Here is a 14499-nt window from a genome sequence, read left to right on the forward strand (position 1 = left end):
GAGGGGCTCACGGTCGTTTTGTCGACGGACCCGCTGATAAAGATCGGACCCGTGATATCCGCGCTGACTTTCGCGGCCGACGCGCTTGTCGCTGGTGCGGGGGATGGAATGGGTGTCGGCGTCACGAACGAAGCCGTGGGCTGCGGGGCTGCCGCAGGGGTGGACTGGAGTGGCAAGACCGCCGCAGCCTCCGAGGGGCTGAAGCTTGGTGTTGCCCAAGCCGTGCCCGCTCCTCCACCAATAGTCACGACCCCGAGAGTGATCGCCACTGTAATGAGCGCGCGCAGGCGCAGCGAAAGTCCGTTCACGTTTCCCCCCGGGGCGTGGCATCCATGCACACGCTCCAGGCTGAACGTAGCAGTGCTCAGGCAGGACCGAAGACACAAGAAGAAGGACACATGGGCCTCCCCAGGGGCTCTGAAGCGAGGCCGTTGCGACGGAGTGTATTGCGATAGGCGACGCTTGTGGGCGAGACGCTGTGCCACCGCCCGGACAAGATCGTGATCGTAACCAGCACCGATTATGAGACAGTCCTCAGCGCCGTGCGACATCGCGTGAAGCCCGGCGAAGCCGGGGAGGACTCCTATCGACTCGACGGGGCCTTTCGTGAACTGAGTGGATTGTCCGGACACGTAGGACTGAGGGTCCGAGTAGATGAGAGTGACCCTCGCGAAGTCGCACCTTCGGAGCATGAGCGGCAGGGTGACTAGGTGGGGGGCGCATCATGCCCGTTATATCGATCGCGATATCGAGGCTCGGGTCGAGTCGCTGAAGCATCGCTTCCACGCGTCGAACGCCCCCTCGCTTGCATCCATCGACGTTCGTGCCTCCGTGAGCGCATAGATCTCGGCCCGTCGGCGAAGTCGTCGCTTGGAAGCCTGCGAGGTCTTGTCCCGCGGACGGATGCCTCGGAGCCGTTGGGCGTCTACTGGGCCATCGTCGATGACCTCGTAGCGGGCTCACGGGCGGAAACAGCCGGGGCGGGCATATTTGAACCGCACGGAGCGTGCACGGGCCCATGCTCCATGCGGAGGGCGTCTCGTTTCGCCGCGCTCGCCAGATGGACGAGGGCTTCGCTCGCTCAGTGGTCGGCAAGAGTAGGTCGGGGGCGACGCGAAAACTGCCTCTCGCCGGGCAAGGCAAAACCCCCGCGGATAGAAGCTCCGCGAGGGTTTCTGGGATGACGTAATGATCATCCGTGTGGCTCCGACGGGCGTCGATCCCGTGACCTCACGATTTTCAGTCGTGCGCTCTACCAACTGAGCTACAGAGCCGAACGGCATGTCTGCCGCTTCCGAGACGAAAGGCCTTCTCGAAAGAAGGCCCGTCGCTGTGGAGCGACCCTGACGGGACTTGAACCCGCGACCTCCGCCGTGACAGGGCGGCACGCTAACCAACTGCGCTACAGGGCCATGCGTATTAAGTTATTCCACCGGAAAGTGACCCCAACGGGATTCGAACCCGTGCTGCCGCCGTGAAAGGGCGGTGTCCTAGGCCGCTAAACGATGGGGCCGGATGAGCCTGAAACCTTGCGATTTCATCCTCGCTTGCCGACGACCGAGCCTACTTCACAATCTCGGAGATTGCCAATCGAGGGCGTGGCGTCCGCGCCGACGGCGTGTCGTGGGCCCAGGATGGGGCGCGACAGCGGGAACTCGCCCTGTTGTACGTGTGACTCGTGTTGCTACTGTTGGCCGAGTTGCGAACCGGTGAGATGAGGTATTCCCGTGACGCTCGAGCGCCCCGACGAATCAGATGACTGCGGCTGCGCGCCCACTGCGAAGGAGCAGCGGCGCCTCTGGCCGTCGTTCGACCGACGCAGCGCGCTGAAGCTCGGAGCTTTCGGGGCTGTCGCCGTCGGCGCCTTCGGGGCTGCGGCGTCGAGCTTCGGTTCCCCCGCCTTCGCCGCCGACTACCCCTCGTGGGCCGATGTCGAGGCTGCGCGCGCGAACGAGTCGGCTAAGGCGGGTGAGATCTCGCGCATTCAGGGCCTCATCCAGGGTCTGCAGTCCGAGGTGGCGCGCACGCAGGCCGAGGTCATCGCGCGTTCCGACGAGTACTACGCGGCGCAGCAGGCGTACCTCGACGCCGACTACCGCGCTCAGCAGATCCAGTCGCAGGCCGACGCGAAGGCCGCCGAGGCCGTCGACGCCGCGAACAAGGCCGGCAAGGTCGCCGCGCAGCTGTACCGCGCGGGCGGTGACGACACCTCGCTCGACCTGTTCTTCTCGGGCTCGGCCGCGACGGCCGACGATCTGCTGGCCAAGCTCGGCACGATGGACAAGCTCCTCGACCGCAACCGTTCGGTGTACGCCGCGGCCATCACGGCGCGCGACTCCGCGCAGCAGCTGAGCAATCAGGCCGGCGACGCCCGCACCGAGCGCGACCGTCTGCAGAAGATCGCCGAAGAGAAGATGGTCGCCGCTCAGCAGGCCGCCGAGGCGGCTCAGGCCGCCCTCGCCGAGCAGCAGTCGAACCAGGTCGTGCTCGAAGCCCAGCTCGCCGCCCTGCAGGACACCACGGCCAAGACCGTCGCCGACTACCAGGCCGGTGTCGAGGCCGAGCGCAAGGCGCGCGAAGAGCGCGAGCGCCGTGCCCGCGAAGAGGCCGAGGCGCGCGACCGCGCCGAGCGCGAGCGCCGCGAGCAGGAAGAGCGCGACCGCCAGAACAACAACAACAACAGCGGCGGTGGCGGCGGCAGTAGCGGAGGCGGAGGCGGCGGAGGTGGCGGCGGCGGCGGCGATGTCGGCGGCTCCGGGTGGGCGCGTCCCTCGTCGGCGGGCACCACATCGGGCTACGGCCCTCGCTCCAGCCAATGCAACGGCAGCTACTGCGCCAGCTCGTGGCACCTGGGCCTCGACTTCGGCGCGGGATGCTACTCGCCGATCTACGCGGCTGCCGACGGGCGCGTCACGTACGCGGGCTACAACGGCGGCTACGGCAACTACATCCGCATCCAGCACGGCGACGGCTCGTCGACCGGCTACGCCCACATCGTCGACGGCGGCATCTACGTCTCGTACGGACAGAGCGTGGGCGCGGGGCAGCAGATCGCCGCCACCGGCCAGACGGGCAACTCGTTCGGCTGCCACCTGCACTTCGAGGTCTACCCGCCGTGGGGCGGCACGACCGATCCGGCGGGCTGGCTGCGCGATCGCGGCATCTACACCTGATCCGGTCCACCTCATCCGGTGAACGAGAAAACCCCCGGTCGATGACCGGGGGTTTTCTGCGTCAGACCGAGATCAGAGGGTGTTGGGCGCTTCGCCCGAGCCCTGCGTCTTGGTCTGGGCGTCGTGCTCCTCGAAGCGCGTGAACGCCTCGCCCACCAGGCGCTCGGCCTCGGCGGCATCCGCCCAGTCGTCGACCTTGACCCACTTGTTCGGCTCGAGGTCCTTGTAGTGCTCGAAGAAGTGCGTGATCTCCTTCTTGGTCCAGTCGTCGATGTCGCCGACGTCCTGGATGTGGTCCCAACGCGGGTCCTTCGCGAGCACGGCCACGACCTTGTCGTCGCCACCGGCCTCGTCGCTCATCTTCAGCACGCCCACCGGACGGACCTTGGCGAGGATGCCGGGGTGCAGGTCGCGGTCGAGCAGCAGCAGCACGTCGAGCGGGTCGCCGTCTTCGCCCAGGGTGTTCTCGAAGAAGCCGTAGTTGGCCGGGTAGCCGAACACCGTGTAGAGGATGCGGTCGAGGTACACACGGCCGGTGCCGTGGTCGACCTCGTACTTCACGCGGCTGCCGCGGGGGATCTCGATGACGGCGTCGTACGCGCCCATACTCGTGCTCCTTAGATCTGTGGATTTCAGCGCCCAGCCTATCCGGCACGCACCTCGCCGCACGGGCGTGCACGACTCCGGCGTAACGCGCGCTCTCGCGACCGGTGACGCCGCCGCGCGCACGGGCCCGCGGGTGCGCGCGACACCGCGCGACGGCCGAGCCCGCCGCTACCGTGGAGGCATGGACCACCGCCCCGGGCTCGACCCGTCCGTCGCCGAAGTGCGCCGCGCCGTGCGTGCGGTGCTCGACACGACTGACGGCGCCGTCGTCGTCGCCCTCTCGGGTGGCGCGGACTCGCTGGCTCTCGCGGCGGCGACCGCGTTCGAGGCCGGGCGCCGCGGCATCCGGGTCGAGGCGGTCGTCATCGACCACACCCTGCAAGCGGGATCGGATGCCGTGGCGGCTCGCGCCGTCGAGGTCGCGCGCGGGCTGGGCATCGGCGCGCGCGTCGTCGCCGTCGAGGTCGCAACGGAGGGCGAGGGGCCCGAGGCCGCGGCCCGCGCGGCACGCTACGCGGCCCTCGCCCGCGCGGCCGAGCAGGTCGGCGCCGACACCGTCCTGCTCGGTCACACGCTCGACGACCAGGCCGAGACGGTGCTGCTGGGGCTCGCGCGGGGCTCGGGGAGCCTGAGCCTCGCCGGCATGCCGGCGGAGCGACGCGACTCCACGGGCCCGCTGTGGGTTCGGCCTCTGCTGGGCGTGCGTCGGGGTACGACCGTCGCCGCGTGCGCCGCCGAGGGCCTCGAGCCGTGGGCGGACCCGCACAACGTCGACCCGGCGTACGCCCGCGTGCGCGTGCGGGAGCGCGTGCTGCCCGTTCTCGAAGCGGAGCTCGGCCCGGGGATCGCCGAGGCCCTGGCCCGCACCGCGGAGCAGCTGCGCGAAGACGCCGCGGCCTTCCAGGACATGATCGACGAGACGATCGAAGACATCGTCGAGCACGCCGAGGCCGGGATCTCGGTCTCGGTCGCCGCCCTCGCCGCGAACCCCGCGGCGCTGCGCAACCGCATCGTGCGCTACGTCGTCGAGAGCGAGTTCGGGGTGTCGCTGTCTCGGGCCCAGACGCTCGAGGTGGCCCGGCTGGCGACCGACTGGCGCGGGCAGGGGCCGATCGATCTGCCCGCGTGTCTCGCCCGACGCGTGGGTGCCCGCATCGAGATCGTCGCGCGGGCGGCATCCTGATTCCCCGACGTAGACTTTCGGAATGCGCGCGGCCGACATCTCCGACGACATCAGCGAAGTCCTCCTCACCGAGGAGCAGATCCACGGCAAGCTCGCCGAGTTGGCGACGCAGGTCGCCCGCGACTACGAGGGCCGCGACGTGGTGCTGGTGGGGGTGCTCAAGGGTGCGGTCATGGTCATGGCCGATTTCGCCCGGCACCTGCCGATCCACGTCTCGATGGACTGGATGGCCGTCTCGTCGTACGGCGCGAGTACGCGCTCGAGCGGCGTCGTGCAGATCCGCAAAGACCTCGACACCGACATCACCGGCAAGCACGTGCTGATCGTCGAAGACATCATCGACTCCGGTCTCACCCTGAGCTGGCTGCTCGAGAACTTCGCCTCGCGCGGAGCCGAGTCGGTCGAGGTGCTGGCGCTGCTGCGCAAGCCCGACGCCATGAAGGTGCAGGTCGACTGCCGGTACGTGGGCTTCGACATCCCCAACGACTTCGTCATCGGGTACGGCCTCGACTACGCCGAGCGCTACCGCAACCTGCGCGACGTCGCGGTGCTCGCGCCCCACGTCTACTCCTGACCGCGTCGAGAGCGGGCGTGTACGCCCATGACGAACGCACAGGCCCGGCATAGTTCGCGGGCGTTAGCCTAATTCGACCGCATTCTGCGGAGGATCACGAAAGGGCTGGGCTCGCCCACCATGAATTTCAAGAAGATCACGCGTAATCCGATCATCTACGTTCTGCTGGTCGGTCTGCTTCTGGTCATCGGCTTCTCGCTCATCTCCAACCTCAGCGGTGCGCGTCAGGTCTCCACCCAGGAGGGTCTGCAGCTGCTCAAGGGCGGGACGGTCACCCAGGTGGTGACCAACGACCCCGATCAGCGCGTCGATCTCACGCTGTCGCAGCCCTTCGAGGGCGCCGATGACGTGCAGTTCTACTACGGGCAGGCCCGCGCGAGCGAGGTCGCCAGCGCGATCGATTCCGCCGCCCCCTCCGACGGCTTCAACGACGTCGTGCCCAAGGCCAGCTGGTTCGACGGCCTGCTGGGTCTCATGCTCCCGCTCATCCTCCTCGGCCTGCTGTTCTGGTGGCTGCTCTCGAGCGCCCAGGGCGGGGGGAGCAAGGTCATGCAGTTCGGCAAGTCGCGCGCCAAGCTCGTGACCAAAGAGACGCCCACGGTCACGTTCCAAGACGTCGCCGGATCCGACGAGGCCATCGAAGAGCTCGAAGAGATCAAAGAGTTCCTGAAGGATCCGAAAAAGTTCGAAGAGGTCGGCGCCCGCATCCCGAAGGGCGTGCTGCTGTACGGCCCTCCCGGAACCGGCAAGACCCTGCTCGCCCGCGCCGTCGCCGGTGAAGCCGGTGTGCCGTTCTACGCGATCTCGGGCTCGGACTTCGTCGAGATGTTCGTCGGCGTCGGCGCGAGCCGCGTGCGCGACCTCTTCAACCAGGCGAAAGAGAGCTCGCCCGCCATCATCTTCATCGACGAGATCGACGCCGTCGGTCGCCACCGCGGCGCCGGCATGGGCGGCGGTCACGACGAGCGCGAGCAGACGCTGAACCAGATGCTGGTCGAGATGGACGGCTTCGACCCCAAGGTCAACGTCATCGTGATCGCGGCGACCAACCGCCCCGACATCCTCGACCCCGCTCTTCTGCGCCCGGGCCGTTTCGACCGCCAGATCGGCGTCGACGCCCCCGACCTCAAGGGTCGCCAGCGCATCCTCGAGGTGCACGGCCGCGGCAAGCCGCTGTCGGACTCGGTCGACCTCGAGGTCGTCGCGCGCAAGACGCCGGGCTTCACCGGCGCCGACCTGGCGAACGTGCTCAACGAGGCCGCGCTGCTCACCGCCCGCTCCAACGCGCAGCTCATCGACAACCGCGCGCTCGACGAGGCCATCGACCGCGTCATCGCCGGTCCCCAGCGCCGCACCCGCGTCATGCGCGACAAGGAGCGGCTCATCACGGCGTACCACGAGGGCGGACACGCTCTCGCGGCGGCGGCGATGAACCACACCGACCCGGTCACGAAGGTGACGATCCTTCCCCGCGGCAAGGCGCTCGGTTACACGATGGTGCTGCCCCTCGACGACAAGTACTCCATCACCCGTAACGAGCTGCAGGACCAGCTGACGTACGCCATGGGCGGCCGCGTCGCCGAAGAGATCGTCTTCCACGACCCCACCACCGGCGCCTCGAACGACATCGAGAAGGCGACGAGCATCGCCCGCAAGATGGTCACCGAGTACGGCATGACGAACGAGGTGGGCCCGGTCAAGCTCGGCTCGTCGTCGGGCGAAGTGTTCATGGGCCGCGACATGGGGCACGGCCGCGACTTCTCGGAGCGCATCGCCGAACGCATCGACGCCCAGGTACGGGCCCTCATCGAGCAGGCGCACAACGAGGCCTACCAGGTGATCAACGACAACCGTGCCGTGCTCGACCGCCTCGCCCTCGCTCTGCTCGAGAAAGAGACGCTCGACCACATCGAGCTCGCCGAGATCTTCACCGACGTCAAGCGACTGACGCCGCGCCCGCAGTGGCTGTCGTCGGGCGACCGTCCGGTCTCGACCCAGCCGCCGGTCGACGTGCCGCGTCGCGCGCAGCCCGCCGGTATCGCGGCCTCCACCGAGGCGCAGTCCCAGACGCAGGCTGCGACGCAGCCCCGTCCGAGCGGGCAGACGCGACCGGCCACCGCCTGAGGCGCCGTGGCCGTCGATCGGGAGCGCGTCGCCGCATTAGTACGCGAGTTGCTGGAGGCGATCGGGGAAGACCCCGATCGACCCGGCCTGCGTCAGACGCCCGCGCGGGTCGCGGAGTCGTGGGCGGAGTTCTTCGCGGGCGTGGATCAGGATGCCGGCGTCCCCCTGCAGCACACGATCTCGGTGTCGCGCGGACCGGCGCCCGATACCCTTCCCTCGGGCGCCGTCATGCTGCGCGACATCTCGTTCCGCTCGATGTGCGAACACCACCTGCTGCCCTTCCGCGGGCGCGCGCACGTCGCCTACCTGCCCGGTGAAGAGGTCGTGGGCCTGGGCGCACTGCCGCGGGTCATCGACATCCTCGCGGCGCGACCGCAGGTGCAGGAGCGCCTGGGCGAGCAGGTCGCTGACGCGATCGCCCACGCGCTCGACGCGCGCGGAGTGCTCGTCGTGCTCGACGCGACGCACGAGTGCGTGACCATGCGCGGGGGACGCCAGACCGAGGCCTCGACGGTGACCATCGCCGCCCGCGGCGCCTACACCGAGCCGACGGCCCGCGCGGAGCTGGTCGCGCTCATCGGAGCGCGAGCGTGACGCTCATCATGGGCATCGTCAACGTGACGCCCGACTCGTTCAGCGACGGCGGCCGCTACCTCGACCCCGACGCGGCCATCGCGCACGCGCGGTTCCTGTGCGACCAGGGCGCCGACCTGCTCGACGTGGGCGGGGAGTCCACGCGCCCCGGTGCCCAGCGGGTCGCGCCGCGCGTCGAGCAGCAGCGCGTGCTCCCGGTGGTGGAGGCCCTGGCATCCGAGGGCGCGTTCGTGAGCATCGACACGATGAACGCCGTCACGGCGGTCGCCGCCGTGCGCGCGGGCGCTCGGCTCGTCAACGACGTGTCGGGGGGACTCGCCGACCCCGACATGCTGGCGGCGGTCGCCGAGACCGACGCCGAGCTGGCGCTCGGACACTGGCGTGGCCCGTCGACCGAGATGTACGCCCGTGCCGACTACGCCGACGTCGGACGCGAGGTGGCCGCCGAGCTGGCCGCGCGCGTCGAGGCGGCCCTGGCGGCGGGCATTGCGCCCGCGCGCATCGTGGTCGATCCGGGGATCGGCTTCGGCAAGCGCGGGGCGCAGAATTGGCAGACGCTGCGGGCTCTGCCCGAGATCGCCGGCCTCGGACACCGCGTGCTGATCGGGACCAGCCGCAAACGATTCCTCGCCGAGGTGCTCGGCGACGACGCCGACCTCGGCCGCCGCGACCTCGCCACGGCCGTCACCAGCGCGCTCGCGGCCCGCGACGGCGCCTGGGCCGTGCGCGTGCACGATGTGCCGACCACACGCGACGCGCTCGCCGTCGCGCGCGCGTTCACAGATGCAGGGGAGTCCTGATGGATGCCGCCGACGAGATCACACTGACGGGGGTGCGCGCCTTCGGGTACCACGGCGTCTACGCCGACGAGAAGCGCGACGGTCAGGAGTTCGTCGTCGATGCGGCGCTGGCCATCCCGCTGCGGCGGGCGGCCGAGACCGATGACGTCGCCGACACGGTGCACTACGGCGAACTCGCCGAGCGCATCGTCGCCCTCGTCGAGGGCGAGCCGGTCGACCTGCTCGAGACCCTCGCCCAGCGCATCGCCGACGACGTACTCACCGACGAGCGGGTGGCATCCGTGCGCATCACGGTGCACAAGCCGCAGGCGCCGATCCCCGTGCCGTTCGGCGACGTCGCCGTGACCGTGCGGCGGAGCCGCGCGTGAACGTCCGACTGGCCCACGGCCTCGACGCCGCCCCGCGCGCGACCCCGGTCACCGCCGTCGTCGCCCTCGGCGCCAACCTGGGCGCGCGCGCCGACACGCTCGCGGCCGCCGTCGACGAGCTGCGCACCCTTGCGTTGACGGGCGAGGTGCGCGTCTCGGCGCCGCTCGAGACGGTGGCGGTCACGCTCACCGGAGAAGACGCCGACGCCCCCCGGTACCTGAACGCCGTCGCCCTCGTGCAGACGCGTCTCGCCCCGACCGAGCTGCTGGCCGCGCTGCACCGCATCGAGGCGCGGCACGGACGGGTGCGCCGCGAGCGGTGGGGCGATCGCACGCTCGATCTCGACCTCATCGCGTACGGCGACGAGACGATCGACCGCGACGACCTCACCGTGCCGCACCCCCGCGCCCACGAGCGCGAGTTCGTGCTGGCGCCGTGGCTGGAGGTGGATCCGGATGCCGAGATCCCCGGCCGCGGCCGGATCGACGCTCTGCTGTCGGGGCTGCGGGGCAGCGCGTGAAGCGCACGGGGGCGGGCATCCTCGTCATCGCCGCGGTCATCGGGGCCGTCGTCGGGTTCGTGACCGACACCCTGCTCACCGCCACGGGGCGCGCCACGTTCTCGCCCGCCGCGAGCCTGCCCACCATCCTGGCCCTGCTCGGCGTCGTCATCGTCGTCCTGGCCGTGCCGGTGTATCGGGCGACGCGCCGCCGCGGCGCCCGCCGGATCGACCCGTTCCGCGCGCTGCGCATCGCCATGCTGGCCAAGGCGTCGTCGCTCGTGGGGGCGGCGGCCACCGGGTTCGGTATCGGACTTCTGGCGTTCCTGCTGAGTCGTCCGGTGACGCCGTCGATAGGCTCGATGGGATCGATCATCGCGACGATCGTGTGCGGAGTCGTCCTCGTCGTGGCGGGGCTCGTGGCCGAGCAGCTCTGCACCATCCGGAAGGACGACGATGACGATACCCCCGGAGACACCCCCGCCGGTCCCGTCGGAGCCTGAGCACCCGCTCGCGGCGCCGGCGCCCGCGGAGCCGCATGAGGCGCCGGTCACCGCGACCGAAGCCGAGGCCGACGTGCTCGACGAGCGCACGTATCCGCGCATCCTCGAGCCGCGCGCGGCGGGCCGACTGCCGCTCGGCGATGGCACGTGGCACCAGCTGGCGCGGGCGTACGTGCGCGTGCAACTCATCTCGCAAGCGGCGGTGATCGTCGTCGTCGCGGCCGTCGCCATCGGCATCCAGGTGTTCACGCAGGTGCCGTGGCAGTGGATCCCCGCCGGGGTGATCCTGATCGTGACGACGATCGGCCTGATCATCACGCCGCGACAAGCGCGTTCGGTCGGCTACCAGCTGCGCCGCGACGACCTGGTCTTCCGCCGCGGCATCCTGTGGCAGCGGGTGGTGGCCGTGCCCTACGGGCGCATGCAGCTCGTCGACATCACCCACGGGCCGCTCGACCGCGGCTTCGGCATCGCGCAACTCAAACTCGTCACCGCCGCGGCCTCGACCGGTGTGACCATCCCCGGACTCACGCAGGAGGCGGCCGAGCAGCTGCGCGACACGCTCATCGCCGTCGCCGAGACCCGCCGGACGGGACTGTGAGCGACGACCGTTCCGCGGGTTCCGCGGAGTTCCCGGGCGAACCGGGGCCTGCCGACGCCGCGACGGGACCGGATGCCGATGTTCTCACCCCCGCGTCGGGCGTCCCGGAGGGGACCGCCGGGCCGGAGGCTGCCGAGGCCCCGGCCGGGCCGCCGCGGCGACCGGTCGTGCGCTCGCCCTACAGCGACGGCGAATGGCACCGACTTCACCCGCTGACGCCCGTGCTGCGCGGTGGACTGTCGCTGGTCGTGATCGTCGGTCTGCTCGTGGCCAACCTGCGGGAGCGACTGATCGAGTGGTTCTTCCCCGCCTTCACCGATCTGCCCCCGGGGGCGCTGCCGCCCGACCCGGTCGACTTCCTGTTCGCGAACAACCTCCTGCTGATCGCCGGCGGAATCGCCCTCGTGGTGGTGCTGGTCCTGCTGGGGATCTTCCGGCTGTCGTGGCGGTTCCACACCCTGCGCATCGGCGACGACGACGTCGAGGTGCGCTCGGGCGTGCTGTTCCGCACGCACCGACGGGCGCCCCTCGACCGGGTGCAGGGCGTCAACCTCACCCGGCCGATGGTCGCGCGTCTGCTCGGCCTCGCCAAGCTCGAGGTCGTGGGTGCGGGCCTCGACGCCAACGTGAAGCTCGAGTACCTCTCGGGCAAAGACGCCGAGGCGATCCGCGGTGACATCCTGCGTCTCGCTTCCGGTCGACGCCTCGCCGAGACGGGGGCACGCACCGCCGGGCGGTCGTCGGTCGCCCGCCAGGCCGCCCAGGCCGTGGGAGCGGGCCTGCAGGGACTCGTCGACGGGGAAGACCTCTCGGATGCCGAGCCCGAGAGCATCGTGCGGATCCCGATCGGGCGGCTCGTGGCATCCCGTGTCCTGAGCGGGTCGACGCTGGTACTCATCGCCCTCGTCGTGGGCATTGTGGTGGCGGCCTCGGTGTCGACGCTCTGGGTGCTGTTCACCGTCGTACCCATGTTCCTCGCCTTCGGCGCGTACTACGTGCGCTCGATCGCGAGGGGGCTGCGGTACTCGATCGCCCCGACGTCCGACGGCGTGCGCGTCACCTTCGGCCTGTTCACCACGGTGTCCGAGATCGTTCCGCCGGGCCGCGTGCACGCGATCGAGGTACGTCAGCCCCTGCTGTGGCGCCCGTTCGGCTGGTGGAGCGTGTCGCTGAACCGGTTGTCGGGGCGCGCGTCGAGCGACACCAGCAGCGATCAGTTCGCCGCGGTACTGCCGATCGGCACCCGCGCCGACGTGGAGCGTGTGCTGCGCATCCTCGCTCCGAGCCTGTCGAGCGCCGAATGGACACTCGTGTTCCGCGACGGCATCCTGGGTCCGGTGGACGACGACCCCTACGTGACGACCCCCGCTCGCGCGCGGCTGCTGCGGCCCCTGTCGTGGCGCCGCAACGGAGTGCGGCTGACCGACGACGCGCTGCTGCTCCGCCGCGGCTTCGTATGGCGCTCCCTGACCGTGATCCCGTTGGCGCGACTGCAGTCGATCGGTCTGCATCAGGGTCCGCTCGCCCGAGCGCTTCGGACGGCCACCGTGACGGGACACGTCATCGCCGGGACCGCGCAGACCGCGATCGGAGCGATCGACCGCGACGACGCCGTGCGCCTGTTCGAGCAGACCGCCCTGACGACCGTGGCGGCGGCGGCGGGCGACCGCAGCCACCGGTGGGCCGGATGAGCGGCGGGCGCGACGGTCGTCTCGGCGTCGGCATCATCGGGGCGGGCCGGGTCGGCCCCGTCATCGGCGCGGCGCTCGCCGGTGCCGGTCACGCGCTGACGGCGATCACCTCGGGATCTGACGACGACCGCGTCGAGGCCATCCTGCCGGGGCTACCCGTGCTGAGCGCCGACGAGGTGGTGCGCCGCAGTGAGCTGGTCGTCATCGCCGTTCCGCACGAGCAGTTGCCGGGCCTGGTCGCGGGCCTCGCCGATGTCGGCGCGTGGCAACCGGGCCAGCTCGTGCTGCACACCGACCCGGCGTACGGCGCCCGGGTGCTCGACCCCGCTGCCCAACGCGGGGCGATCCCGCTCGCGATCCATCCGGCCATCGTCTTCACCGGGGCCTCGTCGATCGATCTGCGCCAGCTCGCCCAGGCCTACGCGGCGGTCACAGCGCCCGGCCCCGTTCTGCCGATCGCCCAGGCGCTGGCCGTCGAGCTCGGGTGCGAGCCGGTGGTCGTGGCCGAGGAGGACCGGACTGTCTACGCCGAGGCCATCGCGACGGCGACCGAGTTCTCGCGTTCGATCGTGCGCCAGTCGTCGGACCTGCTGACGCGCGTGGGCGTGGACAACCCCGGGGGGTACCTCTCAGCGCTCGTGCGCTCCAGCGTCGACCAGGCTCTGATCGAGGGCGCGGGACTTCGAGGGCTCGACGGCGACGATACGATCGACGGATGATCCGCACCCTTCAGGATCTGCGCACCCGACTCGGAGAAATCCGAGGCGCAGATCGACCGGCGGGCGGCCCGCGCGTCGCCCTCGTCTCGACCCTCGGCGCTCTGCACGACGGTCACGTCGATCTGATCCACGAGGCCCGCTCGAACGCCGATGTCGTCGTCGTGTCGACGTTCGTGAACCCCCTGCGCTTCCGCACCGCGGAAGAGACGGCGAGCTACCCGCGTTCTCCGGACGCCGACGCGCGCGTCCTGGCCGAGCTCGGGGTCGACGTCGTGTTCGCCCCGACCGCCGAGGAGTTCCTGCCGCGGGGGACGGCCACCACCCGCGTCTCGGCGGGCGATGTCGGCCTGCGGTACGAGGGGCGCGTGCGTCCGTTCTACTTCGACGGCGTCCTGACCGTCGAGGCGAAACTCTTCCACCTGGTCGCCCCCGACGTGGCCGTCTACGGCGAGCGCGACGCGCAGCGGGTGTTCCTGGTGCGTCGCATGATCCGCGATCTGGACTTAGCGATCGACGTGGCCACCGTGCCGACGGTGCGCACCCCCGACGGGCTGCCCGTGTCGAGCCGCGTCGCGCTGCTCGACGACGCCGAGCGCCGCGCGGCCTCTCTTCTGCCGCGCGCCCTCGAAGCGGCCGCCTCGAACGCCGATCTGGGCGTGGACTCCTGCATCGCCGCGGCCCAGTCGTCGCTGATGGGTGAGCAGCGCATCACCCTGGAGTACCTCAACGTGGTCGACCCGGTCACGTTCCTGCCCGTCGACGAAGGCCACACGGGGCGCGCCCTCGCCCTCATCGCGGCGACGGTCGCGGGACACCGCTTCATCGACAACACCGAGATCTCGCTGCGCTGACGCGGAGGCGGTGGCCGCGCGGGGTCGGTTGCGCTGTCGTCGCCGGGCGACGTCTGGGCCGCGCCGCCGCGCATCGGTGCGGGGCGGCGGGCGCTCGCCGAGGTGTCTGTCGCAGGACACCGGGCGCGGGGCGCCGTGCGTGGGGCGCCGTGCGTGGGGCGCCGTGCGCTGCGCGCCGCGCACCGACCGACCGCCACGGCGCCGGTGATCCC

Annotated in this window: 14 protein-coding genes and 3 tRNA genes; 13 read left to right on the forward strand and 4 right to left on the reverse strand. The window is 70.6% G+C overall.

Going from position 1 to position 14499, the window contains the following annotated elements; all coding sequences use genetic code 11:
- Nucleotides 1-1201 precede the first annotated feature (1201 nt).
- The 3 genes from IFU19_RS07440 to IFU19_RS07450 form a co-directional block, all read right to left on the reverse strand.
- Nucleotides 1202-1274: transfer RNA gene (locus IFU19_RS07440), tRNA-Phe, on the reverse strand.
- A 64-nt stretch (nucleotides 1275-1338) separates the two neighbouring features.
- Nucleotides 1339-1412: transfer RNA gene (locus tag IFU19_RS07445), tRNA-Asp, on the reverse strand.
- A 28-nt stretch (nucleotides 1413-1440) separates the two neighbouring features.
- Nucleotides 1441-1513, reverse strand: a tRNA-Glu gene (locus IFU19_RS07450).
- Nucleotides 1514-1727: 214 nt separating this feature from the next.
- Here IFU19_RS07450 and IFU19_RS07455 point away from each other — a divergent pair.
- Nucleotides 1728-3173 (forward strand): peptidoglycan DD-metalloendopeptidase family protein, encoded by a 1446-nt coding sequence (locus IFU19_RS07455; protein ID WP_192013358.1) that lies wholly within the window; start codon nucleotides 1728-1730, stop codon nucleotides 3171-3173.
- 72 nt (nucleotides 3174-3245) lie between these two features.
- On the opposite strand, the gene IFU19_RS07460 is transcribed toward IFU19_RS07455, so the two are convergent.
- A complete protein-coding gene (locus IFU19_RS07460; protein ID WP_055833321.1) occupies nucleotides 3246-3779 on the reverse strand; it encodes an inorganic diphosphatase in 534 nt (177 codons plus the stop codon).
- 181 nt (nucleotides 3780-3960) lie between these two features.
- On the opposite strand from IFU19_RS07460, the gene tilS reads away from it, so the two are divergent.
- The 12 genes from tilS (at nucleotide 3961) to panC (ending at nucleotide 14287) form a co-directional block, all read left to right on the forward strand.
- On the forward strand, nucleotides 3961-4962 hold the full coding sequence (gene tilS, locus IFU19_RS07465) for a tRNA lysidine(34) synthetase TilS (RefSeq protein WP_191916771.1): 1002 nt from the start codon (nucleotides 3961-3963) through the stop codon (nucleotides 4960-4962).
- A gap of 22 nt (nucleotides 4963-4984) precedes the next feature.
- A complete protein-coding gene (gene hpt / locus IFU19_RS07470) occupies nucleotides 4985-5536 on the forward strand; it encodes a hypoxanthine phosphoribosyltransferase (RefSeq protein WP_055833327.1) in 552 nt (183 codons plus the stop codon).
- Between the two features lie 120 nt (nucleotides 5537-5656).
- Nucleotides 5657-7660, forward strand: coding sequence for an ATP-dependent zinc metalloprotease FtsH (gene ftsH / locus IFU19_RS07475; protein ID WP_191916772.1), 2004 nt, complete (start codon nucleotides 5657-5659; stop codon nucleotides 7658-7660).
- A gap of 6 nt (nucleotides 7661-7666) precedes the next feature.
- The gene (gene folE / locus IFU19_RS07480; protein WP_191916773.1) at nucleotides 7667-8254 is read left to right on the forward strand and encodes a GTP cyclohydrolase I FolE; all 588 of its coding nucleotides are present in this window, start codon (nucleotides 7667-7669) and stop codon (nucleotides 8252-8254) included.
- Nucleotides 8251-9054, forward strand: a complete 804-nt coding sequence (gene folP / locus IFU19_RS07485; protein ID WP_192013359.1) for a dihydropteroate synthase — start codon at nucleotides 8251-8253, stop codon at nucleotides 9052-9054. Before folE ends, folP begins: the two co-directional genes overlap by 4 nt.
- Nucleotides 9054-9422 (forward strand): dihydroneopterin aldolase, encoded by a 369-nt coding sequence (gene folB / locus IFU19_RS07490; RefSeq protein ID WP_191927015.1) that lies wholly within the window; start codon nucleotides 9054-9056, stop codon nucleotides 9420-9422. Before folP ends, folB begins: the two co-directional genes overlap by 1 nt.
- Nucleotides 9419-9943: a 2-amino-4-hydroxy-6-hydroxymethyldihydropteridine diphosphokinase gene (gene folK, locus IFU19_RS07495; RefSeq protein WP_055935735.1), complete on the forward strand. Its 525-nt coding sequence runs from the start codon at nucleotides 9419-9421 to the stop codon at nucleotides 9941-9943. The genes folB and folK overlap by 4 nt, the downstream gene beginning before the upstream one ends.
- Nucleotides 9940-10425: a DUF3180 family protein gene (locus IFU19_RS07500; RefSeq protein WP_055833345.1), complete on the forward strand. Its 486-nt coding sequence runs from the start codon at nucleotides 9940-9942 to the stop codon at nucleotides 10423-10425. The genes folK and IFU19_RS07500 overlap by 4 nt, the downstream gene beginning before the upstream one ends.
- Complete coding sequence (locus IFU19_RS07505; RefSeq protein WP_083285755.1) at nucleotides 10379-11026, forward strand: PH domain-containing protein; 648 nt, start codon at nucleotides 10379-10381, stop codon at nucleotides 11024-11026. Before IFU19_RS07500 ends, IFU19_RS07505 begins: the two co-directional genes overlap by 47 nt.
- The gene (locus tag IFU19_RS07510) at nucleotides 11023-12717 is read left to right on the forward strand and encodes a PH domain-containing protein (RefSeq protein ID WP_342343391.1); all 1695 of its coding nucleotides are present in this window, start codon (nucleotides 11023-11025) and stop codon (nucleotides 12715-12717) included. Before IFU19_RS07505 ends, IFU19_RS07510 begins: the two co-directional genes overlap by 4 nt.
- Entirely contained in the window at nucleotides 12714-13436 is a 723-nt protein-coding gene (locus IFU19_RS07515; protein WP_191916778.1) for a DUF2520 domain-containing protein, read from the forward strand. Before IFU19_RS07510 ends, IFU19_RS07515 begins: the two co-directional genes overlap by 4 nt.
- Complete coding sequence (gene panC / locus IFU19_RS07520; RefSeq protein WP_191916779.1) at nucleotides 13433-14287, forward strand: pantoate--beta-alanine ligase; 855 nt, start codon at nucleotides 13433-13435, stop codon at nucleotides 14285-14287. Before IFU19_RS07515 ends, panC begins: the two co-directional genes overlap by 4 nt.
- Nucleotides 14288-14499 lie beyond the last annotated feature (212 nt).

It is taken from the genome of Microbacterium sp. CFBP 8794 (assembly GCF_014841235.1).
Lineage (GTDB): Bacteria > Actinomycetota > Actinomycetes > Actinomycetales > Microbacteriaceae > Microbacterium.

Excerpts from the sequence above, each read along its gene's own strand:
- tilS (WP_191916771.1), top strand. The coding sequence starts at position 3,961 with ATGGACCACCGCCCCGGGCTCGACCCGTCCGTCGCCGAAGTGCGCCGC.
- IFU19_RS07505 (WP_083285755.1), top strand. The coding sequence starts at position 10,379 with ATGACGATACCCCCGGAGACACCCCCGCCGGTCCCGTCGGAGCCTGAG.
- IFU19_RS07515 (WP_191916778.1), top strand. The coding sequence starts at position 12,714 with ATGAGCGGCGGGCGCGACGGTCGTCTCGGCGTCGGCATCATCGGGGCG.
- ftsH (WP_191916772.1), top strand. The coding sequence starts at position 5,657 with ATGAATTTCAAGAAGATCACGCGTAATCCGATCATCTACGTTCTGCTG.
- panC (WP_191916779.1), top strand. The coding sequence starts at position 13,433 with ATGATCCGCACCCTTCAGGATCTGCGCACCCGACTCGGAGAAATCCGA.
- hpt (WP_055833327.1), top strand. The coding sequence starts at position 4,985 with ATGCGCGCGGCCGACATCTCCGACGACATCAGCGAAGTCCTCCTCACC.
- IFU19_RS07460 (WP_055833321.1), bottom strand. The coding sequence starts at position 3,779 with ATGGGCGCGTACGACGCCGTCATCGAGATCCCCCGCGGCAGCCGCGTG.
- folB (WP_191927015.1), top strand. The coding sequence starts at position 9,054 with ATGGATGCCGCCGACGAGATCACACTGACGGGGGTGCGCGCCTTCGGG.